Source organism: Streptomyces sp. NBC_00483 (assembly GCF_036013745.1).
In the GTDB taxonomy this organism is placed as follows: Bacteria; Actinomycetota; Actinomycetes; order Streptomycetales; family Streptomycetaceae; genus Streptomyces.
On the sequence record NZ_CP107880.1, the window covers coordinates 7,942,116 to 7,961,732 of the forward strand.

Annotated in this window: 16 protein-coding genes and 6 pseudogenes; 15 read left to right on the top strand and 7 right to left on the bottom strand. The window is 67.8% G+C overall.

Annotation, left to right across the window (positions count from 1 at the left end):
* Nucleotides 1-288: 288 nt before the first annotated feature.
* The 9 genes from OHA73_RS35380 to OHA73_RS35420 all read left to right on the top strand — a co-directional run bounded on the left by OHA73_RS35380 (nt 289) and on the right by OHA73_RS35420 (nt 7,144).
* Complete coding sequence (locus OHA73_RS35380) at nt 289-648, top strand: hypothetical protein (protein ID WP_327657135.1); 360 nt, start codon at nt 289-291, stop codon at nt 646-648.
* Nucleotides 649-650: 2 nt separating this feature from the next.
* The gene (locus OHA73_RS35385) at nt 651-1,595 is read left to right on the top strand and encodes a hypothetical protein (protein ID WP_327657136.1); all 945 of its coding nucleotides are present in this window, start codon (nt 651-653) and stop codon (nt 1,593-1,595) included.
* Complete coding sequence (locus tag OHA73_RS35390; RefSeq protein ID WP_327657137.1) at nt 1,595-2,305, top strand: ATP-binding protein; 711 nt, start codon at nt 1,595-1,597, stop codon at nt 2,303-2,305. The genes OHA73_RS35385 and OHA73_RS35390 overlap by 1 nt, the downstream gene beginning before the upstream one ends.
* A gap of 97 nt (nt 2,306-2,402) precedes the next feature.
* A complete protein-coding gene (locus tag OHA73_RS35395; protein WP_327657138.1) occupies nt 2,403-2,987 on the top strand; it encodes a WhiB family transcriptional regulator in 585 nt (194 codons plus the stop codon).
* Nucleotides 2,984-3,979, top strand: coding sequence for a DUF2637 domain-containing protein (locus OHA73_RS35400; RefSeq protein ID WP_327657139.1), 996 nt, complete (start codon nt 2,984-2,986; stop codon nt 3,977-3,979). Before OHA73_RS35395 ends, OHA73_RS35400 begins: the two co-directional genes overlap by 4 nt.
* 91 nt (nt 3,980-4,070) lie before the next feature.
* Nucleotides 4,071-4,295: a hypothetical protein gene (locus OHA73_RS35405; RefSeq protein WP_327657140.1), complete on the top strand. Its 225-nt coding sequence runs from the start codon at nt 4,071-4,073 to the stop codon at nt 4,293-4,295.
* Between the two features lie 239 nt (nt 4,296-4,534).
* Nucleotides 4,535-4,915, top strand: coding sequence for a plasmid mobilization protein (locus OHA73_RS35410; RefSeq protein WP_327657141.1), 381 nt, complete (start codon nt 4,535-4,537; stop codon nt 4,913-4,915).
* 6 nt (nt 4,916-4,921) lie between these two features.
* A complete protein-coding gene (locus OHA73_RS35415; protein ID WP_327657142.1) occupies nt 4,922-6,664 on the top strand; it encodes a relaxase/mobilization nuclease domain-containing protein in 1,743 nt (580 codons plus the stop codon).
* A gap of 78 nt (nt 6,665-6,742) precedes the next feature.
* Nucleotides 6,743-7,144, top strand: coding sequence for a hypothetical protein (locus OHA73_RS35420; RefSeq protein WP_327657143.1), 402 nt, complete (start codon nt 6,743-6,745; stop codon nt 7,142-7,144).
* Nucleotides 7,145-7,437: 293 nt separating this feature from the next.
* Here the strand turns inward: OHA73_RS35420 and OHA73_RS35425 are convergent, their stop codons facing one another.
* From OHA73_RS35425 to OHA73_RS35435, 3 genes are all read right to left on the bottom strand, one after another.
* Complete coding sequence (locus OHA73_RS35425; protein WP_327657144.1) at nt 7,438-7,686, bottom strand: hypothetical protein; 249 nt, start codon at nt 7,684-7,686, stop codon at nt 7,438-7,440.
* 251 nt (nt 7,687-7,937) lie between these two features.
* The gene (locus tag OHA73_RS35430; RefSeq protein ID WP_327657145.1) at nt 7,938-8,126 is read right to left on the bottom strand and encodes a hypothetical protein; all 189 of its coding nucleotides are present in this window, start codon (nt 8,124-8,126) and stop codon (nt 7,938-7,940) included.
* A gap of 124 nt (nt 8,127-8,250) precedes the next feature.
* Nucleotides 8,251-8,775: a DUF1648 domain-containing protein gene (locus OHA73_RS35435; protein WP_327657146.1), complete on the bottom strand. Its 525-nt coding sequence runs from the start codon at nt 8,773-8,775 to the stop codon at nt 8,251-8,253.
* A 240-nt stretch (nt 8,776-9,015) separates the two neighbouring features.
* On the opposite strand from OHA73_RS35435, the gene OHA73_RS35440 reads away from it, so the two are divergent.
* The 5 genes and pseudogenes from OHA73_RS35440 (at nt 9,016) to istB (ending at nt 12,616) form a co-directional block, all read left to right on the top strand.
* Complete coding sequence (locus OHA73_RS35440; protein ID WP_327657147.1) at nt 9,016-9,171, top strand: hypothetical protein; 156 nt, start codon at nt 9,016-9,018, stop codon at nt 9,169-9,171.
* A 242-nt stretch (nt 9,172-9,413) separates the two neighbouring features.
* Entirely contained in the window at nt 9,414-9,761 is a 348-nt protein-coding gene (locus tag OHA73_RS45830) for an SH3 domain-containing protein (RefSeq protein WP_443063163.1), read from the top strand.
* Nucleotides 9,762-9,815: 54 nt separating this feature from the next.
* Nucleotides 9,816-9,998 (top strand): annotated as a pseudogene (locus OHA73_RS35450) (IS5/IS1182 family transposase); the annotation flags it as partial.
* 149 nt (nt 9,999-10,147) lie between these two features.
* Nucleotides 10,148-11,790: pseudogene (gene istA, locus OHA73_RS35455) on the top strand (IS21 family transposase).
* Between the two features lie 17 nt (nt 11,791-11,807).
* Nucleotides 11,808-12,616, top strand: a pseudogene (istB, locus tag OHA73_RS35460) (IS21-like element helper ATPase IstB).
* 272 nt (nt 12,617-12,888) lie between these two features.
* On the opposite strand, the gene OHA73_RS35465 reads toward istB, so the two are convergent.
* The 3 genes and pseudogenes from OHA73_RS35465 to OHA73_RS35475 all read right to left on the bottom strand — a co-directional run bounded on the left by OHA73_RS35465 (nt 12,889) and on the right by OHA73_RS35475 (nt 14,914).
* Complete coding sequence (locus OHA73_RS35465) at nt 12,889-13,530, bottom strand: hypothetical protein (RefSeq protein ID WP_327657149.1); 642 nt, start codon at nt 13,528-13,530, stop codon at nt 12,889-12,891.
* Nucleotides 13,531-13,664: 134 nt separating this feature from the next.
* Nucleotides 13,665-14,057: pseudogene (locus OHA73_RS35470) on the bottom strand (hypothetical protein); the annotation flags it as partial.
* Between the two features lie 323 nt (nt 14,058-14,380).
* A complete protein-coding gene (locus tag OHA73_RS35475) occupies nt 14,381-14,914 on the bottom strand; it encodes an RICIN domain-containing protein (protein WP_327657150.1) in 534 nt (177 codons plus the stop codon).
* Between the two features lie 458 nt (nt 14,915-15,372).
* Here OHA73_RS35475 and OHA73_RS35480 point away from each other — a divergent pair.
* Nucleotides 15,373-15,504: pseudogene (locus OHA73_RS35480) on the top strand (IS5/IS1182 family transposase); the annotation flags it as partial.
* Nucleotides 15,505-15,934: 430 nt separating this feature from the next.
* Here OHA73_RS35480 and OHA73_RS35485 read toward each other — a convergent pair.
* Nucleotides 15,935-19,280 (bottom strand): annotated as a pseudogene (locus OHA73_RS35485) (RHS repeat-associated core domain-containing protein).
* Nucleotides 19,281-19,617: the final 337 nt, after the last annotated feature.

Genomic DNA, 19,617 nt, shown 5'->3' on the forward strand with positions numbered 1-19,617 from the left:
ATGAGTGACAGCGATCCGCTGGAGCTTCCGAGGCGCCACGCATATGTTGCTGGTCCCTCGGCGGAGAGCGCTGAGACAGTCCAACGCGAAGGAGCTGAGCTGGAGTTACCCAGACGCCCACGACGGCGCCCCGGCCAGGGGAAATGAAACCGGCGCCCAGAAGTTCGCACCTTCCGGACGCCGAGGCCACCGCCCCACAGGGGCGACGGATTCATAACCAGAGCGGGTCGGCTGACCTTTTCGACGAGAACGGCCGCCCCACTCCACCTACGAGTGAGGAATTCTCGCATGCCCGAGCACCGCCCAGGAAGGGCACTCGCGGCCGACGCGCCCGAGCGCACACCCGTACCCACCACCGCCCGCAGGCTCCGTCTGTCCCGGCTCCTGGCGGAGATGATCCCCGGTGCCCGCACGCTCCGCGTCACTCTTCGCGAACCGGCCAGGGCCTGGCCGAGCCCGCACGCGAGCGCATACGACGAAATCGGTCGACGCCTCCCGCTGAACCCGCCCCAAGCACGTACCGCAGCGCGATGGATCATCCGCGCCTGCCCCGAGGTGGACTGGCGTCAGGAGCACGACCTCGACCTGAGTACCGGCAGGCTCCTGCGCGTCACGGAAGCACGGAACGCTGCGGTCGGTGGTCGCTGACCATGGCCCGCATCCGCACCATCAAGCCCGAGGCCTTCGCCTCCGAATCCCTGGCCTCCGTCTCCCTGAGCGCTGAACGCACCTTCTTCGGCCTCCTCACCCAGGTCGACGACCGCGGCCGCATCCGCGACCAGCCCGCCGTCATCGCCGGAGCGTTGTGGTCCCTGCGCCCGGACCACGGCCCCATGGGCGTCGAGGACGACCTCATCCAGCTGGCCTCCGCGAACCTGATCTGCCGGTACCCGGGGAATGACGGCAAGGCGTACCTGCACGTCGTCACCTGGTCCAAGCACCAGAGGATCAACCGCCCCAGCGGCATACGCACGCCTGACTGCCCAAGCCATGACGCGCCGCCCGCTGATCTGAACGACGCACGCGCGACTCAAGGAGTGCTCACGGAGAACTCGGTGAGCACGCACGACGCACACACCAACGACTCGCTACCCACGAGGAGTTGCGACACGTCCCGCGAAGGTGCAGGTCAACTGCCCACTGCTGAGGACTCAGTGAATCCTCACGGAGTAGTCGATGAGCCCCCGGTGAGCACTCACGCTCCGGATCTAGGACCTAGGAACCTGGATCTAGGAACTACTTCCCCCACGGGGGACGCCAGCGTCCCCGCACCAGCCACTGCCTCGGCCCGGCAACTCATCGCCGAGTACACCGCGGCGTGCGCCCACCGTCCGCCTCGCGACGTGCTCGGACACCTCGGCCGCGAAGCAGCCAAGCTCCTTGCCGAAGGCATCCACCCCGACCACATCCGGGCTGGACTCACCCGCCACCGCGCCAAGGGCCTGCACCCCAGCACCCTGCCGAGCCTGGTGCACGAGGCCATGAACGCCCCGAACGTGGGCTTGGCCCGGCCGGAATCCAGGCCTACCGTCCCGGCCCATCGGCCCTGGGCCAACCCGACCGACCCTGCCGCCGCCTACGCCGAGGAGCTGTGATGCGCGACCACGACGCCCAGCCCGTCGGCGGCCTCGCACGACGCCTCACCAACATCCTCACCGCCAAGGGCATCGACCCGGCCGCCGTCCCCGACGAACGCCCGGAGCCGATTCCAGCCCTCCAAGCAGCCGACTCCCGCATCCCGCCCCGCTACCGCAACGCCCTCGCCGACCACCCCGCCGTCACCTCCTGGGTACGGGAAGTCGCACACACCGGCCGCCCGGGGCCCGGCGGCGCCCCGGGTATCGCCCAGGGCCGCTCCCTCCTGATCGCAGGAACCACCGGAACGGGCAAGACCCACCAGGCGTACGGCGCGATCCGCTCGCTGCTCATCGCCGGGGTCCGGCTCCGCTGGAAGGCGGTCACCGCCGCCGACCTGTACGCGGAGATCCGCCCGCGCCCCGGCCACGACGGCGAACGCGAATTCATGGACCTCGCCCGCTGCCCACTCCTGTTCGTCGACGACCTCGGCGCCGCCAAGAACAGCGAATGGACCGAGGAAATCACGATGCGGCTGATCAACCGCCGCTACAACGAGATGCTCCCCACCCTCATCACCACCAACCTCGGCATGGCCGACCTGCGCGCCCACATCGGCGACCGCGTCGCGTCCCGCCTCACCGAGATGACCGACAAGGTCATCCTCGACGGCCCCGACCGCAGACGGGCCCTGGCCGCCGAGCGCCTGAGCGCCGCAGCCGGCCGCTGAATTCACCCGCGAACACTGCCGGTTCGCCTCCCACACGCACCAACCCCGGGGCCCTCGCCTGCCCACGTCTGCCTCGGGGCCGAACGGAGCCCCCCCCATGCACACCACCGAGCCCCGCACCCTCCGCCTCCTCGGTGACCAGTCCTGGCACGAACACGCCGCCTGCCACCCGACGAGCCACCACGAGGTCGACCTCGACCTGTTCTTTCCCGAGCCCGACGAGATGGATCGCATCTACGAGGCCAAGTCCCTGTGCGCCCAGTGCCCGGTACGCCGCACCTGCCTCGACGCCGCGCTCGAGAACGGCGACCGCGAAGGCATCCGTGGCGGCATGACTGAAGAGGAACGCGAACCCCTGCACAGCAAGTTGGAACACCGCCTCGACTACGAACGCGTCAACGCCACCCTGGCCGGCCGCGACATCCATCTCACCAAGAGCGAACGCCGAGCCGTCGTACGCGCCGCCTACCAGTCCGGCGTCACACCCGAACGCCTCGCCTGGCTCCTCAAGATCACCGAGGAGCACGCGGACAAGCTGTACCGCCGCACACGCCGGGAAATCCGAAACCGGACAGTGGAAGAGACCCAACTCGGCGACCCGGCAGAGGCCGAGGGCGAGACACACCGGGCGGCCGTGATCCACCTGGCGAATCGCCACGACGACCTCGGGGCGGCAGCGTGACCGACACCGATTCCATCCACGCGCGCATCACGAGCTGGGACCGCGCCGCGATCGTCGCCCTCGGCGCCGCCGGATGCGCCCTCTCGTACGACGCCCTGCAGCAGATGGCCACGGCCATCCACATCCGCGGAATCCTGACGTTCGTCTTCCCTCTCGTCATCGACGGATTCATCGCCTACGGAGTCCGGGCCCTGCTGGTCCTCCGCGCGGCCCCGCTCGCCGCCCGCTGCTACGTGTGGTTCCTCTTCGGCACCGCAACGGCCGCCAGTATCTGGGCCAACGCCCTGCACGCTGTACGCCTCAACCAGCAGGCTTCCGAAGGCGCAGGTCTCCGGCTCGGTGACGTCACCGTCGGCGTCCTGTCCACCCTGGCCCCGCTCGCCCTGGCCGGAGCCGTGCACCTCTACATCCTCATCGCGCGCCGAGTCGCCGAGGCAGAGGTGTCCGGGCCCCCGGACGGCTTGAGTGTCCGGACACGGTGGGCGGCTGCTATCCGCGAGGACGCAGCATCCGCCACCCCGGCCCCGATCGCTGTCGAACGGTCACCCGCGGACACCGGCCGCCCGTCGGTCCCCCGCGGCCCGGACACCAAGGAGCCTGCGACGACGGACAAGCCGTCCGGACACCTGCAGGACAAGCAGACCGAACCAGAGCCGGAACACGGCGGTCGCACGGCCGACCTGGCCGGACAGCCGGCCATCAGATCTCGCCCGGTCACGCCCACACCCCCGGAAACGTCGCCGGTGACCGCCCCGGAGGCCGGACACACCAACCAGCCCAACCGCCATGACCGGAAGGGCACGGCGGTCACCGACGAACACCTGCTGTCCATCGCCCGCCCCGCGGTCACCAAGGCCGGACGCCTCACCCGCAAGGTCGTCGGGGACGCCATCCGCAGCCACGACCTCGGGCTCGGAAATGACCGCCTGACCGAACTGATGCGGCTCCTACGCCAGGAAGCCGAACTGCGGGACACCACCCCGACCGCCTAACCGAACTTCCTTGCCTCCGGTGCGTTTTGGACACGCCATCGCACCGCAACCCCGACACACTTCGCCCCATTCCCCGAACCGGGAGACACCCATGCGCACCACGCCGGCCACCCACGCCGAAGCCAACGCGTGGATCACCGTGCTCACCAAATACGGGCACCTCCACCGCGCCGAACCTGGCCCCGACGGCGCCTGGACAGTGCAACGCACGCCCACCAGCAGGCCCCATACGCTCCACCACCCCGTCCTCGTAATCGACTTCATAGCCGACGTCCTGCACGACGTACGCCGCACCGCCTCTGGACTGCCTCGATGACACCTGGCGAGAGCCCCTGCGCACTACCTGACCCGAGCGGAGCACGCTGCCCGGAACGAAGCCGAGCAAGCTGTACCTTCCGAAACTCCTCCGCAGCCACGGGCCGCGGAGGAGTTTCGGAAGGGCTTGCCCCCGCCCCAGGGGAGGCGGGGGAGGTTCGGCACCAGGGGGTGCCGGCCACGGAGGCTGCGACCGAGGGCGGATCGCAGCCGGGTGGAGAAGATGACGAACGCGCCACCGTGCGTACACGCCCACGCCTGCGTCAGAGCGTGCACCGCGACCAAGTCCGCAGCGTCCGCCTGACGCGCGACGAACTCGACATCGTCCACCGCGCAGCCGACGAGGCCGGCCTGAAGGTCGCAGGATTCATCGCCGACGCCGCGGTCGCGGTCGCACGAGCCCAAGGAGGCCCGAAAACCTGGCTGTTGGACCAGCGCGGCCGAGTCGAGGAGCTGATGACGGCCAGCGCTCAGCTCGCCCGCGTCGGCAACAACCTCAACCAAGTGGCCCGTGTCCTGAACTCCGGCGGTCACGCCGAGTACGCGGACGACGCAGTCGCCCGAGTCCTGCGCGCGGCGGCCCGAGTCGAGGCCGCGGCAATCGAACTGGCCCGGCGGTAGCCAGCCGTGGTCCCCGACATCTCCACCGGAGGCCGTACGCACGGCCTCCTCGCCTACCTCTACGGCCCTGGCCGTCGCGACGAACACATCGATCCGCACCTCGTGACGGCTTGGATGCCGGAACTCGCGCCCGACCCGGGACGGGACCGGGCGGCCACGCTGAAGCAACTAGCCGACGCGCTGGACCTTCCGGTCCTAGCGGTTCGCGAGGACCGTCGCCCGGCCCGGCACGTCTGGCACTGCCCCGTCCGCACGGCCCCCGGGGACCGATACCTCACCGACTCCGAGTGGTCCGAAGTCGCCCGCCGCATCGTCCACGCGACCGGAATCGCCGAGTACGGCGACGACAAGTCCTGCCGATGGGTGGCCGTACGGCACGCCGACGACCACATCCACATCGTCGCCACCCTCAAACGCGAAGACGGCCGCAGCCCACGACGGCACCAGGACGGGATCCGCGCCCAGGCCGAATGCCGCAAGATCGAAAGGGAATGGGGTCTGCAGATCCTCAATGAGGGCGATGGCACCGCGGCCCAACGACCCACCAGCGCCGAACGCGCGAAGGCCGAACGCACTGGCCGCCCCGAACCAGCCCGTGAAACCCTTCGTGAACGCGTCCGCCAGGCCCTGGCCGGCGCGGCTGACGAAGGGGAGTTCTTCCACCGCCTCACCGAGGCCGGCCTCCGCCTCGAAGTCCGACGCGCTCCCTCTGGCGATGCCCTCGGGTACAAGGTGGCGTTGCCGGGCGACCGCAACCGTGCGGGACAGCCGATCTGGTTCCCCGGCTCCCGCCTCGCGCCCGACCTCTCGTTGCCGCAGATCCGCCGACGGCTTCAGGGCAGTGCGCCCGAAGACAATTTGTCTTCGACGAAGGACCTCGCCGACCGACCAGCACACGCCCGCCGTGCTGCCATGAGTGCCGTTGAGCAGGCGGTTACCCAGATCGCCGGTCAAGATGACGCCAGCGGCGCGGCACAGTTGGTCGGAGTCGGTACCGTCCTGGACGCCGTCGCCCAGACGGCCTCCACTTCATCGCGCGAGGAACTCGCCAAAGCCGCCCGTGCCTTCGAACGAGTAACCCGCTCCCACGTCCGCGCCGAACATGCGGACCATCGAGCTCTGCGTGTAGCCGCACGTGGCATCACCCAGGCGGGCAATGCCCTAGGAAAGGGCGAAGACGGTGGCGCCACCGCGATGCTCCTGTCCACCCTGGTCCTTGCCACCATCGCCGCGATCCGTTGGCACTCGGCCCGAGGCCACGCTCAGCAGGCAGCCGCCGCCCGTCAGGCCGTCGAACACGTCCGCGCTGCCTACCGAACCGCCGCCGCCACCCCCATGGCTGCGATGCACGCACATGAGCGTCGGCTCTCCATGCCTCAACGAGACCGCTATGCACACGCCATCGCGGACGCCCTACCCGAGCGCGCTGGCTCCGACCACGGCGAGCCCGGCTGGGACGCCCTCGTCGCCACTCTGGGCGAGGCCGAGGAAGCCGGATATCACGCGGAGGCCCTTCTCCGACAAGCCGTCGAATGGCGCGAGTTGGTCACGGCGGACAGTGTCCCCGATGTACTCGTCTGGCGCCTGCGCCGCATCGCCCACTTGCCCGCCACGCCAGGCCTGCCCCCTACACCGGCGACGCACATGACACCACCGGGGCCGCCCCAATTCACCGAAGCTCAGACACAGGCCACCACCACGCAGCACCCCAAAACGGACCATGCACGCCGTCCCCGGGCTCGGCACTGACACCACTGCAAAGGGCTGGACTGCGCCGACCGAAAGCTGTTACGGCTGGTCAACAAGAGAACGAGGAGAACAAGGCCCATGGTTAGCGAAGATGTCCAGATACCCAGACCGCTTGCGTCGACCGCTGATGGATATGAGGACCCGCTGCTGCGCCTGCAGCAGGAGACGCAGCTCGGTGACGGCGTCATCCGACTGCGTGCCACCACCCACCCGGAGGGAATCCGTGTCACGGGCATTCCGGTGATGTGCCCGAACTGCGGCGCACGCCGTGACTGGATGGTCATCTGTGACCGCAGCATCATCCGGATTCGCTGCCGTTGTGCCCACGAGTGGGTCGAGCCCGAACTGAACCGTGCGGACTACGAATCCATGATCGACGCTGGAGGTCGTGACCACCCGAGCCTTGAGGCCGCCGCCCAGTCCATGGGCTACGACGGTGCCCTCGCCGGCACGTATTTCAGTACGCCCCGCTCGGAGTAGTACCTGGAGGGCCGTGAGGGAACCGACGTTCGTGCCGCACGCATAAGCTGACTCTCCACGGCTCCAGCGATCACATCAGGCGTGCACCGGCGCCCAGCCGGGAGTGCGCACGTCGCGAGGATCTGTCCACACCAGGGCACCGTCCACGAGCCCGGGGGCATTGGGTCGACCGATGAACGGCCCGGTGCCCGCCCTCAGCGCTTCGACGACCTACTCCAAGAGTCCTGGCAAGGTCAGCCCGTTGCAGGACTCGCCATGCATGCCCGGCTCCTCATCCATGCACCAGTGGCCGGTCAGGCCGGTGCCGCAGTCGATGAAGTCTCCGCTCCACGGCTCGCCGACCTCGTCGGCAGTGAACGGCACGCACAACGAGCCCCATTCAGGAACCTCTTCGGTGAGGAGAGGGCGACGTCCATCGGCAGCAGCCCCAGCCCGTTGAGGAACGCGCCCGCGTCGCTGTCGCTGACACCGTCGTTCAGCGACCACAGCCCGCGCAGCGCGGCTTGCAAGGAGAAACCCAGTTGCTGTTCGGCCTGCGCCATTTGCTCGACGGAGGCACCCGGGCGCAGCGACGCATGCGACCTCGGCGCACGGTCACGCAGCCAGTCCCCGACCCATGCCCTGGTAGCCGCGCAGGACGGTGTGGACGGACGTCGAGGAAGCGTCACCTCCCGGGCGGCGGGCAGCCGGTCGCCGGGGGTTCAGGGCGCCGTCGGCCAGTGCCCGTCGCACGGCGGTGGCGATCTGCTCCGAAAGTGGGAGGGCGGAGCTGGCGTCGATACGGATCAGCATCTCAGTGGTCCCGACGAACGTCCCGGGCCAGCAGGTCGCCGAGCAGCCCGGCCGCCGTCGCGGCGTCGTCAACGGCCACGACGAACTGCTTGCCGTCGTCCAGCTCCAGCCACACCGCCTGCCCGGATCGCAGCGCAAGTCCGCGCCTGCCGTTGGCGATCCTGTATTCCCGGCCTCCGAGATCCGGCAACGGCCGGACTTTGTCGGCCCACGCTTTGTCGATCCGCTGAAGCGGGAGGTGGGTCCGGGGCCTGCGAAGCAGCGGCGGCCGGATGGCAGCCCGCCCTCTCGGACACTCACTTGGGCGCCAGCCATCACCGCGACCCTCGCCGACGGCCCATGGAGCCAGAGGCTGTGGGCCGATCTGTGCCATCGGGGTGCTCCCGACGCGTCAGCACGTGCGCCCCGAAAATAGCGGCGGCGGTCAATCCCGCGGCGACGGGCAGGTGCCACAACGGCATCCGCGCCTCGTCAGCGGTGGAGGCGTCGGCGTTCACCAGCGCCAGCATCGTGAACAGGTACCCCAGGGAGACGGCCGCAGCCGCAGAAGTGGCATAGAGCGTTCGTAGGGCGAGCGATCCTCGTACCGCGCTCCGGGACACCCCCAGGCCGAGTCCGAGCAAGGTCATTTCGGAGATCAGTAGCAGCTCCGCTGGGGAGGAGGACCGGTTGACGTTCCCCGCCTCGTCGAAGTGGACGGCCATGGGGTCTGGCAGGTTCGGCCACGACACGATGAACACCACAGCCACCACCAATGCGGCTACCAGGCAGGGGAGTCCGGCGTACCACCGCAGCGGGTCCGGCTGCTGAGTGCGGGAAGTCCGGTCGGGATGATCCATTCCGCCCCTCGGTGTGCATTGTTCGCATAGCACTCGAGCAATTGAACGATAGTGCAGGCGCCTGGGTAGGGAGTGCCCCAGGACGACAGCAGATGCGGCTGGCTGATCTACACCTGCCGCCTCTGCTGAAACTACGCGGCTGAGTCGCCTTCGCAACCGACGAACCCCGCCTCCCGAGGGGAGGATCGTCGCGACGCTGCTGAACTCACCGCGCTCGCCGATCACCTCACTGCCCACGGCATGGTTCTGGAAATGTTCGCCGGCCGCCTTCCCGGCATCTACGCCACCGACGGCATGCTCCACACCGTGCTGCGGCGTCGCGCGGGCGGCGAGGCCGTCGAGCAGGTTCAGCCCGACTTGATCACCACCGCTGGTCAGCGCAATCGTCGACGTTGAGCCCCGCCGGGCCGTCGCAGTCGGCCGGCCACCACCGGGCATCCGCAGCGATTGCAAGGCGTGGAAGCAATCCGGCGCCGAAGCCACCGTTGGGACGTGGCGCGTGCTGGGTGGCGCCCGCATATCACGCAATCTCCGGTCACCGGAAGCTGCGGATCCTCTGGACTCTTGAGCTCGGCCGCACGGAATCCGACTGCGGCTGCTTCCTCATTCCCTCAGCCCATCACAGAGGTCATTTCCGCATGCACACTGCCCGACTCGCTGCTTCCGTCGCTATTCTCGGCGCACTGGCGGCCCCTGTCGTCTCGGCTACGAGCGCGACAGCGGCACCGTCCCACGCCTCGGTCTCGCCTTCTCCTGGCGGCGATTGCGACCGCCGTGGTCCGTGGACGGTCCTCACGAAGGCTGTGACGATCCGTTCTCACGCGACCAGCAAGTCCACCGCACGCGGTGTGCTCTACAAGGGGCACAAGTTCAGCGTCCACAAGACCCACGGCAACTGGCACTACATAACGGACAAGTCCACCGGCGTCACGGGTTGGGTGTCCGGGGCGTACGTTTACCGAGAGGTCTACATGTGCCTGCACTAACAAATGCGCTGCTGTTCACGGTTCTCGCCGTGGGGTTCCCGACTGGTCCGTGGCATCCCGCCCATCCGCTCCCGTCGTGGCCCACGGCGTAGGCGCCCCGGGTAGCTGCACGGTGACAAGGGCTATGACTACCGCCACCTGCGCCGATGGCTCGCTTCCCGTGGCATTCGGCATCGCCTGGCCCGCAAAGGCATCGAGTCATCTCGGCACCTGGGCCGACACCGCTGGGTCGTGGAGCTGGCTTTGTAGGTGAGTTTGGAGGCCAGCAGTGGGTGGGTTCTGACTCCAGTGCCGTCAGCGGCGGGGTGGTGTCGGTGAGTTTTGACTCCGCCGGAGGGCTTGCGGTGGGAGTATCGGGGTGCATCAGCTAGCGCTGGGTGGTTCAAGTGCCCTTTTCGAAGGTCGAGTTGTACGCGGCGATACGCCATGACTCTCGGGTCGAAGGGCTGTCCAGCAGGGCTTTGTCGGCGAAGTACGGGGTGGGGCGCCGGACAGTCGCGATGGCCCTGGAGTCGGTGTGGCCGGCGCCGCGCAAACAGCTTCCGGCCCGGGTCTCGCGCCTGGATGCGTTCAAGGCGACGATCGACCAGATCCTGCGCGATGACCTGGATGCGCCGCGCAAACAGCGGCACACGATCAAGCGGGTCTTCGACCGGCTGATCGACGAGTACGACGCCCGGGGCGTGACCTACTCGATGGTCCGCGACTACATCGCACAGCGGAAGCCTGAGATCCGCATCGAGGAGGGCCGGGGGCCGCCGCAGGCGTTCGTGCCGCAGACCCATCGCCCCGGTGACGAGGCGGAGGTCGACTTCGGGGACGTCTGGATCCAGTTGAACGGCGTGCCGACCAAGGTGTTCCTGTTCTCGCTGCGTCTTTCGTTCAGCGGGAAGGCCGTGCACGAGATCTTCGCTTCGTGTGGACAGGAAGCGTTCCTGGAAGGCCACGTCCACGCGCTGCACGTGCTGGGAGGGGTGCCGCGCGGCAAGGTCCGCTACGACAATCTGCGCGCCGCGGTCAGCCAGGTGCTGGGACACACCCGGGGCAGGGTGGAAAGCGACCGGTGGACGGCCTTCCGCTCGCACTTCTCGATCAACAGTTTCTACTGCAACCCGGCATCGAGGGTGCCCACGAGAAGGGCGGCGTCGAGGGGCAGATCGGCTGGTTCCGGAGGAACCACCTGGTCCCCGTCCCGAAGGTCGCCTCGCTCGCCGAACTGAACGCGATGGTCGAGCACTGGGACCAGCAGGACGACGCCCGCCGGATCATGCAGCGGGCGCTGACCATCGGTGAGATGTTCGCCGTCGAGCGACCGCTGCTGGTCCCGCTGCCGGAGGAGGACTTCGAGACCGGACTGGTCTCCTCGCTGCGGGTGAACCGCTACGGACAGGTCAGCGTCAGGACGAACCACTACTCGGTGCCGGTGCGGCTGATCGGCCGGATGGTGCGGGTCGTGCTGCACGCCTCGGAGCTCGTGGTCTACGACGCGCACAAGGAAGTCGCCCGCCACGAGCGGCTGATCGCGAAGGGCGGCTCCCGCCTGGATCTGGACCACTACCTGGAGGCCCTGGTCCGCAAACCGGGTGTACTGCCCGGCGCGACCGCGCTGGATCAGGCCAGGTCGGCGGGCAAATTCACCCCGGTCCACGACGCCTGGTGGCAGGCGGCCTGCAAGGCCCACGGCGACGCCGAGGGCACCCGCGCCTTGATCGCGGTCCTGTTGCTGCACCGGCACATGGTCCACGAGCACGTGGTGGCCGGCATCGCGACCGCGCTGCGGGCCGGCGCGCTGACCGCCGACGCGGTCGCCCTGGAGGCCCGCAAGTGGGGCGAGGCCGACCAAGGCGCCGAACAGCCCACCGGCCAGGACAGCGCGCCGCGTCACCGGGTGGATGGCGGGGCGACGGTGACCTCGCTGACCGAGCGGCGCCTGGCCGCGCTGCCGCCCGATCCCAGGCCGCTGCCGTCGGTGGCCGCCTACGACCAGCTGCTGCGATTCCGCCAGCGCCCCGCCGACGGCCAGGCATGACCGAAGGAAGAGGCACCGTGACCGCCAAGCGCAACCGCGGACTGACCGAACAGGCCGCCGACACCGCAGTTGACCAGGCATGCCGGATGCTCCGGCTGCCCACCATCCGAAACCAGTACCCCGACCTGGCCGAAGCCGCGGTCCGGGACCAGATGACCTATCGCGGGTTCCTGGCCGAGCTGCTGCTGGCCGAGCGTGACGACAGGGCCCGCCGGCGCTCGGAGCGCCGGATCAAGGCGGCCGGCTTCCCACGCGAGAAGTCGATCCGGCAGTTCGACTTCGACGCCAACCCCGCCATCGACCCGGCAACGATCCACACCCTCGCCCAGTGCGACTGGGTCAAGAGGGGCCTGCCGCTCTGCTTGATCGGCGACAGCGGAACCGGCAAGTCCCACCTGCTCATCGCGCTGGGCACCAAGGCCGCGATGCACGAGTACCGGGTGAAATACGTCCTGGCCACCAAGCTCGTCAACGAGCTCGTGGAGGCCGCAGACGAGAAACTGCTGGCAAGACCATCGCCCGCTACGGCCGCGTCGACCTTCTCTGCATCGACGAGCTGGGCTACATGGAACTCGACCGGCGAGGCGCGGAACTGCTGTTCCAGGTTCTGACGGAGCGGGAGGAGAAGAACAGCGTGGCCATCGCCTCGAACGAATCCTTCGGAGGCTGGACCAAGACGTTCACCGACCCGAGGCTCTGCGCGGCCATCGTGGACCGGCTGACGTTCGGCGGGAACATCATCGAGACCGGCACCGACTCCTACCGGCTGGCAGCCACCCGGGCCCGCGCGGAGCAACAGGCCGCAGCACTGTCGGCTGCCAGCTGACACCCGCACCCTGCATCTCTCCGGCCCCGCGACCTCTCACGGTCACGGGGCCGATGCGTTGGCCGGCGCCGCACAAGGTGGAGTCACTTCTCACCTACCGAACGAGATCCTCCGGCCGCCAGGTGGAGTCAGAACTCGCCTACAAACGGAGTCAACGAACACCTGTCGGCGTACACGTCGAAGTGCGCAGGCGGGTACACGCGAACATGCTCACCGCATCGCACACGATCACAGCCCCCGAGGCCCCGTTGGCGAGCGGCCGGGCCGCCGTACTACGGCTCCGGCGGTATGGCTGGCCTGGGAAGATCGAGAACGCGGGCGAGGGCGACTATGACGGGAGCGCAGTGGGCTGGCAGGTGTTCGGAGGCCCAGTCGGCTGCCAGTGCGAGGAAGTCGGTCAGGTCGCGCTCGGCGCCAGCGAGCAGGTGGCGGAGCTCGGTGTCGGACAGTTCGATCAGCGGGCTGTCGCTCTGTTCGGCGTTGACGGTGAGCCGGATTCTGTCGCCCACGCGCTCCGCAACCGGTGAAACGGGCTCGTGACCGAAGCCGAGCAGGGTGCCGTCGTCAACGAACTGGTGCCAGTCGCGCCAGTCCTCCAAGCCGTCGCAGCAGCCGGGTGCGAAGGTGACGCCTGTGGAACTGTCGGTGACCCGCAGGCCGCCGGCTGCGAAGAGGCACTCCAAGGTCAGCAGTCCGTCAAGGAACGAGCTGAGCGCGTCGGCCGGACGAGGCGGGCGGTCGCCATCGGGTGCGATGTCATTGCAGCCCGCGATGCGCATCACCGCCGTCCCGACCTCGGCGGGTGAGAGATCACCGCTGAGAGGCAGGAAGCTGAACGGCTCGATCTCGGCGATGGGCCAGAGGTCAAAGCCGTCAGGGGTGTAGATCTCCAGGACGGGCTGCACGACGATCACCCGGCGAAGTGTTCCGCATCCCCCGCCCGAAGCGCCTCCCCACTTCGCCGGGCCCCTCGTCGCGGCCAAGCTGAGCACCTTCGGTTGTACCATCCTGAGCAGATACGGGTGTACGCCGACAACACCTACAAAGCCACCGCATCAAGTCCGAACAAGCCGGCCATCTCCTGGCAGGTCAACGGCCCTTGATGGGGACGACGCCGGTCCGCGAGGACCTGCAGGATGCGCTGATAGTCCACCGACAGCACCGACCAGCTCAGTCCCTCGCGCCAGACCGGCACCTGCGACTTCGGCTTCGCCGCCGCCGACGCAACAACCTCCGTCTGCTCGGCCTGCCCGGGAGCTTCCCGTTCGTCGGCCGGGGCCAGTACCTCGCCCACCTGCGAGCGGGCGATGGCCCACTCCTTCCAGTCCCGCTCGGCCACGGCCAACTCGGCCTGCACGCGGTCGACTTCCTCGCGCAGTTCATCCACCCGACGGCGGGCAGCGAGCTCACGCTGTTCCAGCAGCCCCGCAAGCGACGGCATCTACGGCCTCCCCAGAAGCGATGACCCGGCAGGCCACCACTCCCACGACACCGCCGCCCCTATGCCTGACCAGCTAAAACACCGCCATCAGGTTCGGAACGACAACAGCCACTTAGCCGCTCTAGGGGCTCAGCGCCTTCTCCGACCAGGAGGTCCCGGTAGACCGAAGGCCGGGACAGCATCCGCGATGCGCTGCGACGCTCCCAGACATGCACCGGTACCGTTGCAGGTCCACAGCTGGATCGCGGTTCGGTCCGTCCTGCGGGAAGACGCCACGTCGTTCACTTGCCTGCGGTGCCGGTCATCAGACCGGTAGGGCTGGGCTACTGGCTGCTGTTGGTAGTGACCTGCCACTTTTGGCCCTGGGAGCCGTCGCACTTCATGGTCAGGGCTGCGCCGCCACTGCCGTCAAGACACTGGTGCGACGTGATGTAGAGAGCGCTGCGGATGGTAACGGTGCCGTCACCGTTGTCCCCCAGGTACCACCGCTGCCACGACTCCCCATTGGCGCCGCACTTTCCACGCAGCACCTTGCCGGGCAAGCCTCGACCTTCCCTTTCCCTGTCTGTTTCGAGTTTCAGGCACTTGCCGGTCGCGCCGCCCATGATCTCCACGGACCCATATTGCGATTGACGGAGTGTCCAGCGCTGGCTCGGGTCGCCGGTGTTGGTTGTGATCACGGCACCCCTGGAATAGGAGTCCTCGGTGAGGACCTGGTTGCGGCTGTTCTGTCTGCTGATTGTCACCACTGAGTCGGCTGCGGCAGAGGATTCCGCATGGGCAACGGCAACGTCGGCGACGCTAAGTCCGCCCCCACTCATGGCGATCGCCACCAAGGACGTGATGAGTCGGTTCATGCTTGTTCTTCTCTCTGTTGTGGAACGAACGGATGAGGTCTACATGCGACCGTCCCACCGTGGCCGGTGCCCCATTCTCCCCGGAGCCGCCAATTCACCCTCCAGCGCGCCAAAACCCCCTGTATGGATGCCCCCCACGGTGTCCGGGAGGTGCTGATCAGGTCACCCGTGCGGCAGAACATTCCCGCCATCACGCTCCAGACGGGTTGGTCCCGCTCACCTGCAACGGAATCCAGCGGCTGTTCACGGGAGTGTAAATCTAACGGCGGATCCGATGATCAAGGAGACGCCTGATGAGCGAGACCATCGTCGAGAACGAGGCCGGCCAGGAGCCGGCCGACGCGTTGGTCGGCGCCGCACAAAGTGGAGTCACTTCTCACCTACCAAACGAGATCCTCCGGCCGCCAAGTGGAGTCAGAACCCACCTACAAACGGAGTCAACGAACACCTACAAAGCCATGGAGCGGACCGTGTCCTGGCTGTCCGGCTGCCGACGCCTGCACCGCCGCTACGAACGCAAGCCGGAACACTTCCTCGCCTTCACCGCCATCGCCGCAACCCTCATATGTCACCGCAGACTGGCCAAGTGAAATGGCATCTCAACCGATCAACTCATCCGATGCGTAGACCCGTTCAAAACGGGCCGAGCACGCGGGCGGACGAGAACAGCAAGTCAATTCGTGTGTAGGACTTGGAGCGCGAGCCGCTTCGCTCGCGCTTGGCTGGCGTGCCGGTGCGGTAGAGGCTGGTTCTCTTCAGCGGCGCCCGCGACTCCGGCGAGAACGCTGTTTGGCGAGACGCTGAGCGCCGAGAGAGACCGTGATGGTGAACACGGCAATGCCGAGCATCCAGACAGCTGCCTGCCCACGTGACCATCCCGCCTGCCACGGGTACATCATCGCAACGACTATGGCTGTCATGGAGAGCCCCCACAAAAGCACGCGGGTCAGACGGTTCACGAATTCAGCTCCTCTCCACCGAGGGCGTGCCCAGCTTGGCCCCGGGCACGCCCTCGACAAGTCAGCGGAAAGCCGGGATGAACGGTGAAAGAAGGCCGCCCCCGACTCCGGACATCACGGCCGACTCGGGGTCAACGCCGAGTGCAGCGGCAGTTCCGCCAGCGGCTGCCCCGCCCCACAGACCTGCTGTGACCGCTCCGGCTGCGGCACAGGCAAGGCCCGCTGTCGCTCCGCAAGCCGCGCCGACGGTAACAGCTGCTGCACCGATTGCGGCTGTGGTGACAACTCCCACTGTGAAGGATTTCCAGTCGAGCAATCCGGTGGGGTCGATGCGGTTGACGGGGTCGCCTTCGGCGTAGAGGTAGGGGTTCTTTTCCTGGCCGGAAGGGTCGGGTTGGGTGAAACGGCCGATGTTGGGGTCGTAATAGCGGGCGCCCAAGTGGTAGAGGCCGGTGGGGTCTTGGTGGCCGCCGGCGAACTGGTAGGGCTGCGTGATCTGTTCGGTGGTGGAGCGGGTGACGCCGCGGGGGCTGTAGGCGTAGGTGTTCACCTTGGTGCCGGTCTCGTCGGCGAGCGCTACCACGGAGCCGAGGGCGTCGGTGAGGTAGTAATACGCCTTCCCGTTGCGGGTCATGGAATTCAAAGTGCCCTCCGGTTCGCGGACAAATCCCGTGTCCACACCGGCAGTTGTCTCCGCGGCCAGGCCAATGGGGCCGGGGTGGTAGTAGGTGTTGCCGAGACGGTGGCGTTCGCTGGAGTCGGTGGAACCGTAGTCGGCCGGGTAGGTGGTGCCGCCGACGGTGAGCGAGGTCAGCTGGGAGAAGTCCGACCACTTCTCGGCGCTGCGGGTGCCTTCAGTGGTGGAGGCGCCGGCGAGTTCGTTACCGGCCTTGTCGTAGTCCCAGTTGGTGGTCGAGCCGTTCTTCGAGGTGAGCTGGGAGGCGTCGTTGTACGTGTAGGTGGTGCCACGCGGACAGCCCTGCTCGACACCCTGAGAAGTGAGGTTCCCGGCGCCGTCGTAGCAGTACTGCCAGGAGGAGTTCGGCGTGGTGCCCTTATCCTCCTTGGCGTAGGAGAAGCGGCCGGCGCCGTCGTAGCTGTAGGTCGTCTTCATCCCCGACACCGCGTCGGTGGAGGTGCGGATCTTTGCGCCGTCCTTCGCCGTGGAGCCGGAGACGTAGGAGTAGGTGTAGGCGAGGGAGGTCAGGGTGCCCTTGGGGCTGGTGGTCTTGATGGTCTTGGGGCGGCTGGAGTTGTCCGGGGTGACGGTCTGGACGGTGCCGCCGGGGTAGGTGGTCTTGGTGCGGACGTCGTTGTTGTTGTAGTCGTACGACGTCAAGCGGCCCGCGGGGTCCTTGAGGGATTTGAGATTGTTGGCCGCGTCCCAGGTGTAGTCGATGGTGCCGCCGGGGTCGGTGTATGTGTCGACGTTTCCGGCCGGGGTGTAGGCGAGGACGGTCTGGGAGCCGTCTTGCAGCGTGCGCACCGTCTCGCGGGACAGCGGGTCGAAGTCGTACTTGATCGTGCCGATGTCGTCGGTGCGCGTCTTGAGGTTGCCGTCGCCGTCGTAGGTGTAGTGCACGGTGGTGTTGGTGGTGGATACCTCGGTGATCCGGTCGCGGTGGTCGTAGGTGTAGACCGTCTCGATGCCGCGCCCGTCGAGGGCTGTCTCGGGCCGGCCGAGGCTGTCGTAGGTGTACGTGGTCGCGCCGAGCGGGGCGGGCGGGGTGACCTTGTCGAGGTTGCCCTTGGTGTCGTAGTGGAACGAAGTGACCTTGCTGCGGGCGTCCTTGACCGTGCACCGCTGGCCCTCGAAGCCGCCGCAGGTGGGGGTGGCCTTGTTGTGGGTGAAGGTCGTCGTGCCGCCTCCGGTCCCGGTGACGGCCACCGTCGCGGTGTTGCCGGCGGTGTCGTAGGTGTAGTCGGTCTTCTCGCCGTCCGGGGTGGTCATGCTGCCCGGCAGGTCGGCTCCCGCGATGGTCTGATAGCCGCTTACCGCGCTGGTGGCGCCCGTGGGCAGCTTCGCCGAGGTCGGGTTGTTGCGGCCGTCCCAGCCATACGTGGTCACGTTGCCGGGAGTGGTCCCCACCCCCATGGCATCGGTAGCCGTCTTGAGGTTGTTGTTCGCGTCGTAGCTGCGCGAACGGGAGTGGTCCAGGGGGTCGGTGACCTTGGAGACCTTGCCCTGCCCATCGTGTTCATAGGTGGTGGCGTGCTCTTCGGGGTCGGTCACCGTGGTGGTGCCCGCCGTGTTCGGATCACTCGCCGAGTAGCCGTACCGATAAGTGGGGCCGGTGTGGGCGGAACCGTTGAAGTCGGTGGCCCGCAGCATCGAGGTGACCCGGTTCTGCGCGTCGTAGGTGAACGCGGTGACCCGCCCCTCCGGCGTCGTGATCTTTGTCAGGCGGTGGGAGGAGTCGTAGTCGAAGACGGTCGACTTGCCCTCGGTGTCCGTGGTCTTCGCCAGGTCACCGGCCGGGTTGAGGTCGAAGACTGCGGTGCGACCGGTGTGGTCCTTGGCCTGCCACTGTGAGGCGTCCGTCTTGACAAGGTCGATCGAGCGATCGGTGCGGGTCTCGGTGAGCTTGAAGCCCTTGTGTTCGGCCGTCTCGTCGTGCTGGGTGACCGTGACGGTGCTGCCGCTGCGGTCGGAGACCTTGGTCAGCGTGCCCGAGGCGTTATAGGTGTCCTTCACCCCGGACTTGCGGTCGCTGAGCGTGTAGGTGCCGTCCGTGTTCTTCTTCAGGTCCTTGGAGTAGCCCGTCGGCGTCTTGTACGTGCTGTCGGTGTTCTGCGTGAAGGCCAGTGAATCGCCGGTGGCGTCGTAGACGACCACCCGTCCGGCGCCGATCTGGGCGTAGCGCTCGTACTCCTGCCACCACCGCTGGGACACCTTTCCCCAGGGCGCGTCCAGGGTGTTGTAGGTGCGGGCCAGCCGCAGCGGGCGGCCCAGGCCGGCGACCTCGAAAGTCGGTGGCGGCGAGCATCAGGTTCCCGGTGGAGTAGTCGATCCGGGCCACCAGTGAGTCGGTGATGCGAAAGTCGGAGATCTCGTGCCAGGGCACATCTCCCTGGCCCTCGGGCACGTAGTCCTCTGCCTCGGCCGCCGCTGCTTTCGCCTCGGCGGCCGTTGGGGCCGGCTCGGTGGCGCGCTTCTTCTGCGCGGCCCGCCAGGCGCGGCGCTCGGCCGACAGGTCCGCTTCCGCAACTGGCTTCGCCGGCCGGGTGGAGCCCACCCTGACCGACGGGACCTTCGCCTTCGGCTCGTCCTTGCCCCATACCGACTGAGAGGAGCCGGTCGGCTCGGGAGCAGCGAGGGCCGGGAGCGCACCGGCCCCCAGGGCGAGGGTGGCCAGCACGGCCACCACAGTGGGTCTGACACGTCTCCGGGCGCGCGAAAGTGACATCTTCCCCCCACGGGCAGACAGCATCAGTGACCCCGATGGTCACCGGAAGGGAACAGAATCCACATGGAACCCGCAAGGATGAAAGCTGGTGACCCGAAATTTCGATCGCATGCCGATCGAAATCGGACAATGATTGCGAGCTCCACTGCGGTGCAAAGCCCAGGCAGTGAAGGCCTGTTCGGGTATTTGTGCCGAACGTGCAGGTGGCGGCATGACGAGAAACGGTGGCCGGAACAGAGCCTTCCGTGCCTGCCGAAATCGTGTGAGTGATCGCCTAGTGCTCCTGGGGTCGAAGGCGTGTTGCCTGCCGGGCACTAGATAGGGGCGTTGGCTGCTC

What these genes read in the sequence shown, in the direction of transcription:
- OHA73_RS35380 (WP_327657135.1), top strand. Translation starts at nt 289, where the DNA reads ATGCCCGAGCACCGCCCAGGAAGGGCACTCGCGGCCGACGCGCCCGAG.
- OHA73_RS35385 (WP_327657136.1), top strand. Translation starts at nt 651, where the DNA reads ATGGCCCGCATCCGCACCATCAAGCCCGAGGCCTTCGCCTCCGAATCC.
- OHA73_RS35390 (WP_327657137.1), top strand. Translation starts at nt 1,595, where the DNA reads ATGCGCGACCACGACGCCCAGCCCGTCGGCGGCCTCGCACGACGCCTC.
- OHA73_RS35395 (WP_327657138.1), top strand. Translation starts at nt 2,403, where the DNA reads ATGCACACCACCGAGCCCCGCACCCTCCGCCTCCTCGGTGACCAGTCC.
- OHA73_RS35405 (WP_327657140.1), top strand. Translation starts at nt 4,071, where the DNA reads ATGCGCACCACGCCGGCCACCCACGCCGAAGCCAACGCGTGGATCACC.
- OHA73_RS35420 (WP_327657143.1), top strand. Translation starts at nt 6,743, where the DNA reads ATGGTTAGCGAAGATGTCCAGATACCCAGACCGCTTGCGTCGACCGCT.
- OHA73_RS35425 (WP_327657144.1), bottom strand. Translation starts at nt 7,686, where the DNA reads ATGGCGCAGGCCGAACAGCAACTGGGTTTCTCCTTGCAAGCCGCGCTG.
- OHA73_RS35435 (WP_327657146.1), bottom strand. Translation starts at nt 8,775, where the DNA reads ATGGATCATCCCGACCGGACTTCCCGCACTCAGCAGCCGGACCCGCTG.
- OHA73_RS35440 (WP_327657147.1), top strand. Translation starts at nt 9,016, where the DNA reads ATGGTTCTGGAAATGTTCGCCGGCCGCCTTCCCGGCATCTACGCCACC.
- OHA73_RS45830 (WP_443063163.1), top strand. Translation starts at nt 9,414, where the DNA reads ATGCACACTGCCCGACTCGCTGCTTCCGTCGCTATTCTCGGCGCACTG.
- OHA73_RS35475 (WP_327657150.1), bottom strand. Translation starts at nt 14,914, where the DNA reads ATGAACCGACTCATCACGTCCTTGGTGGCGATCGCCATGAGTGGGGGC.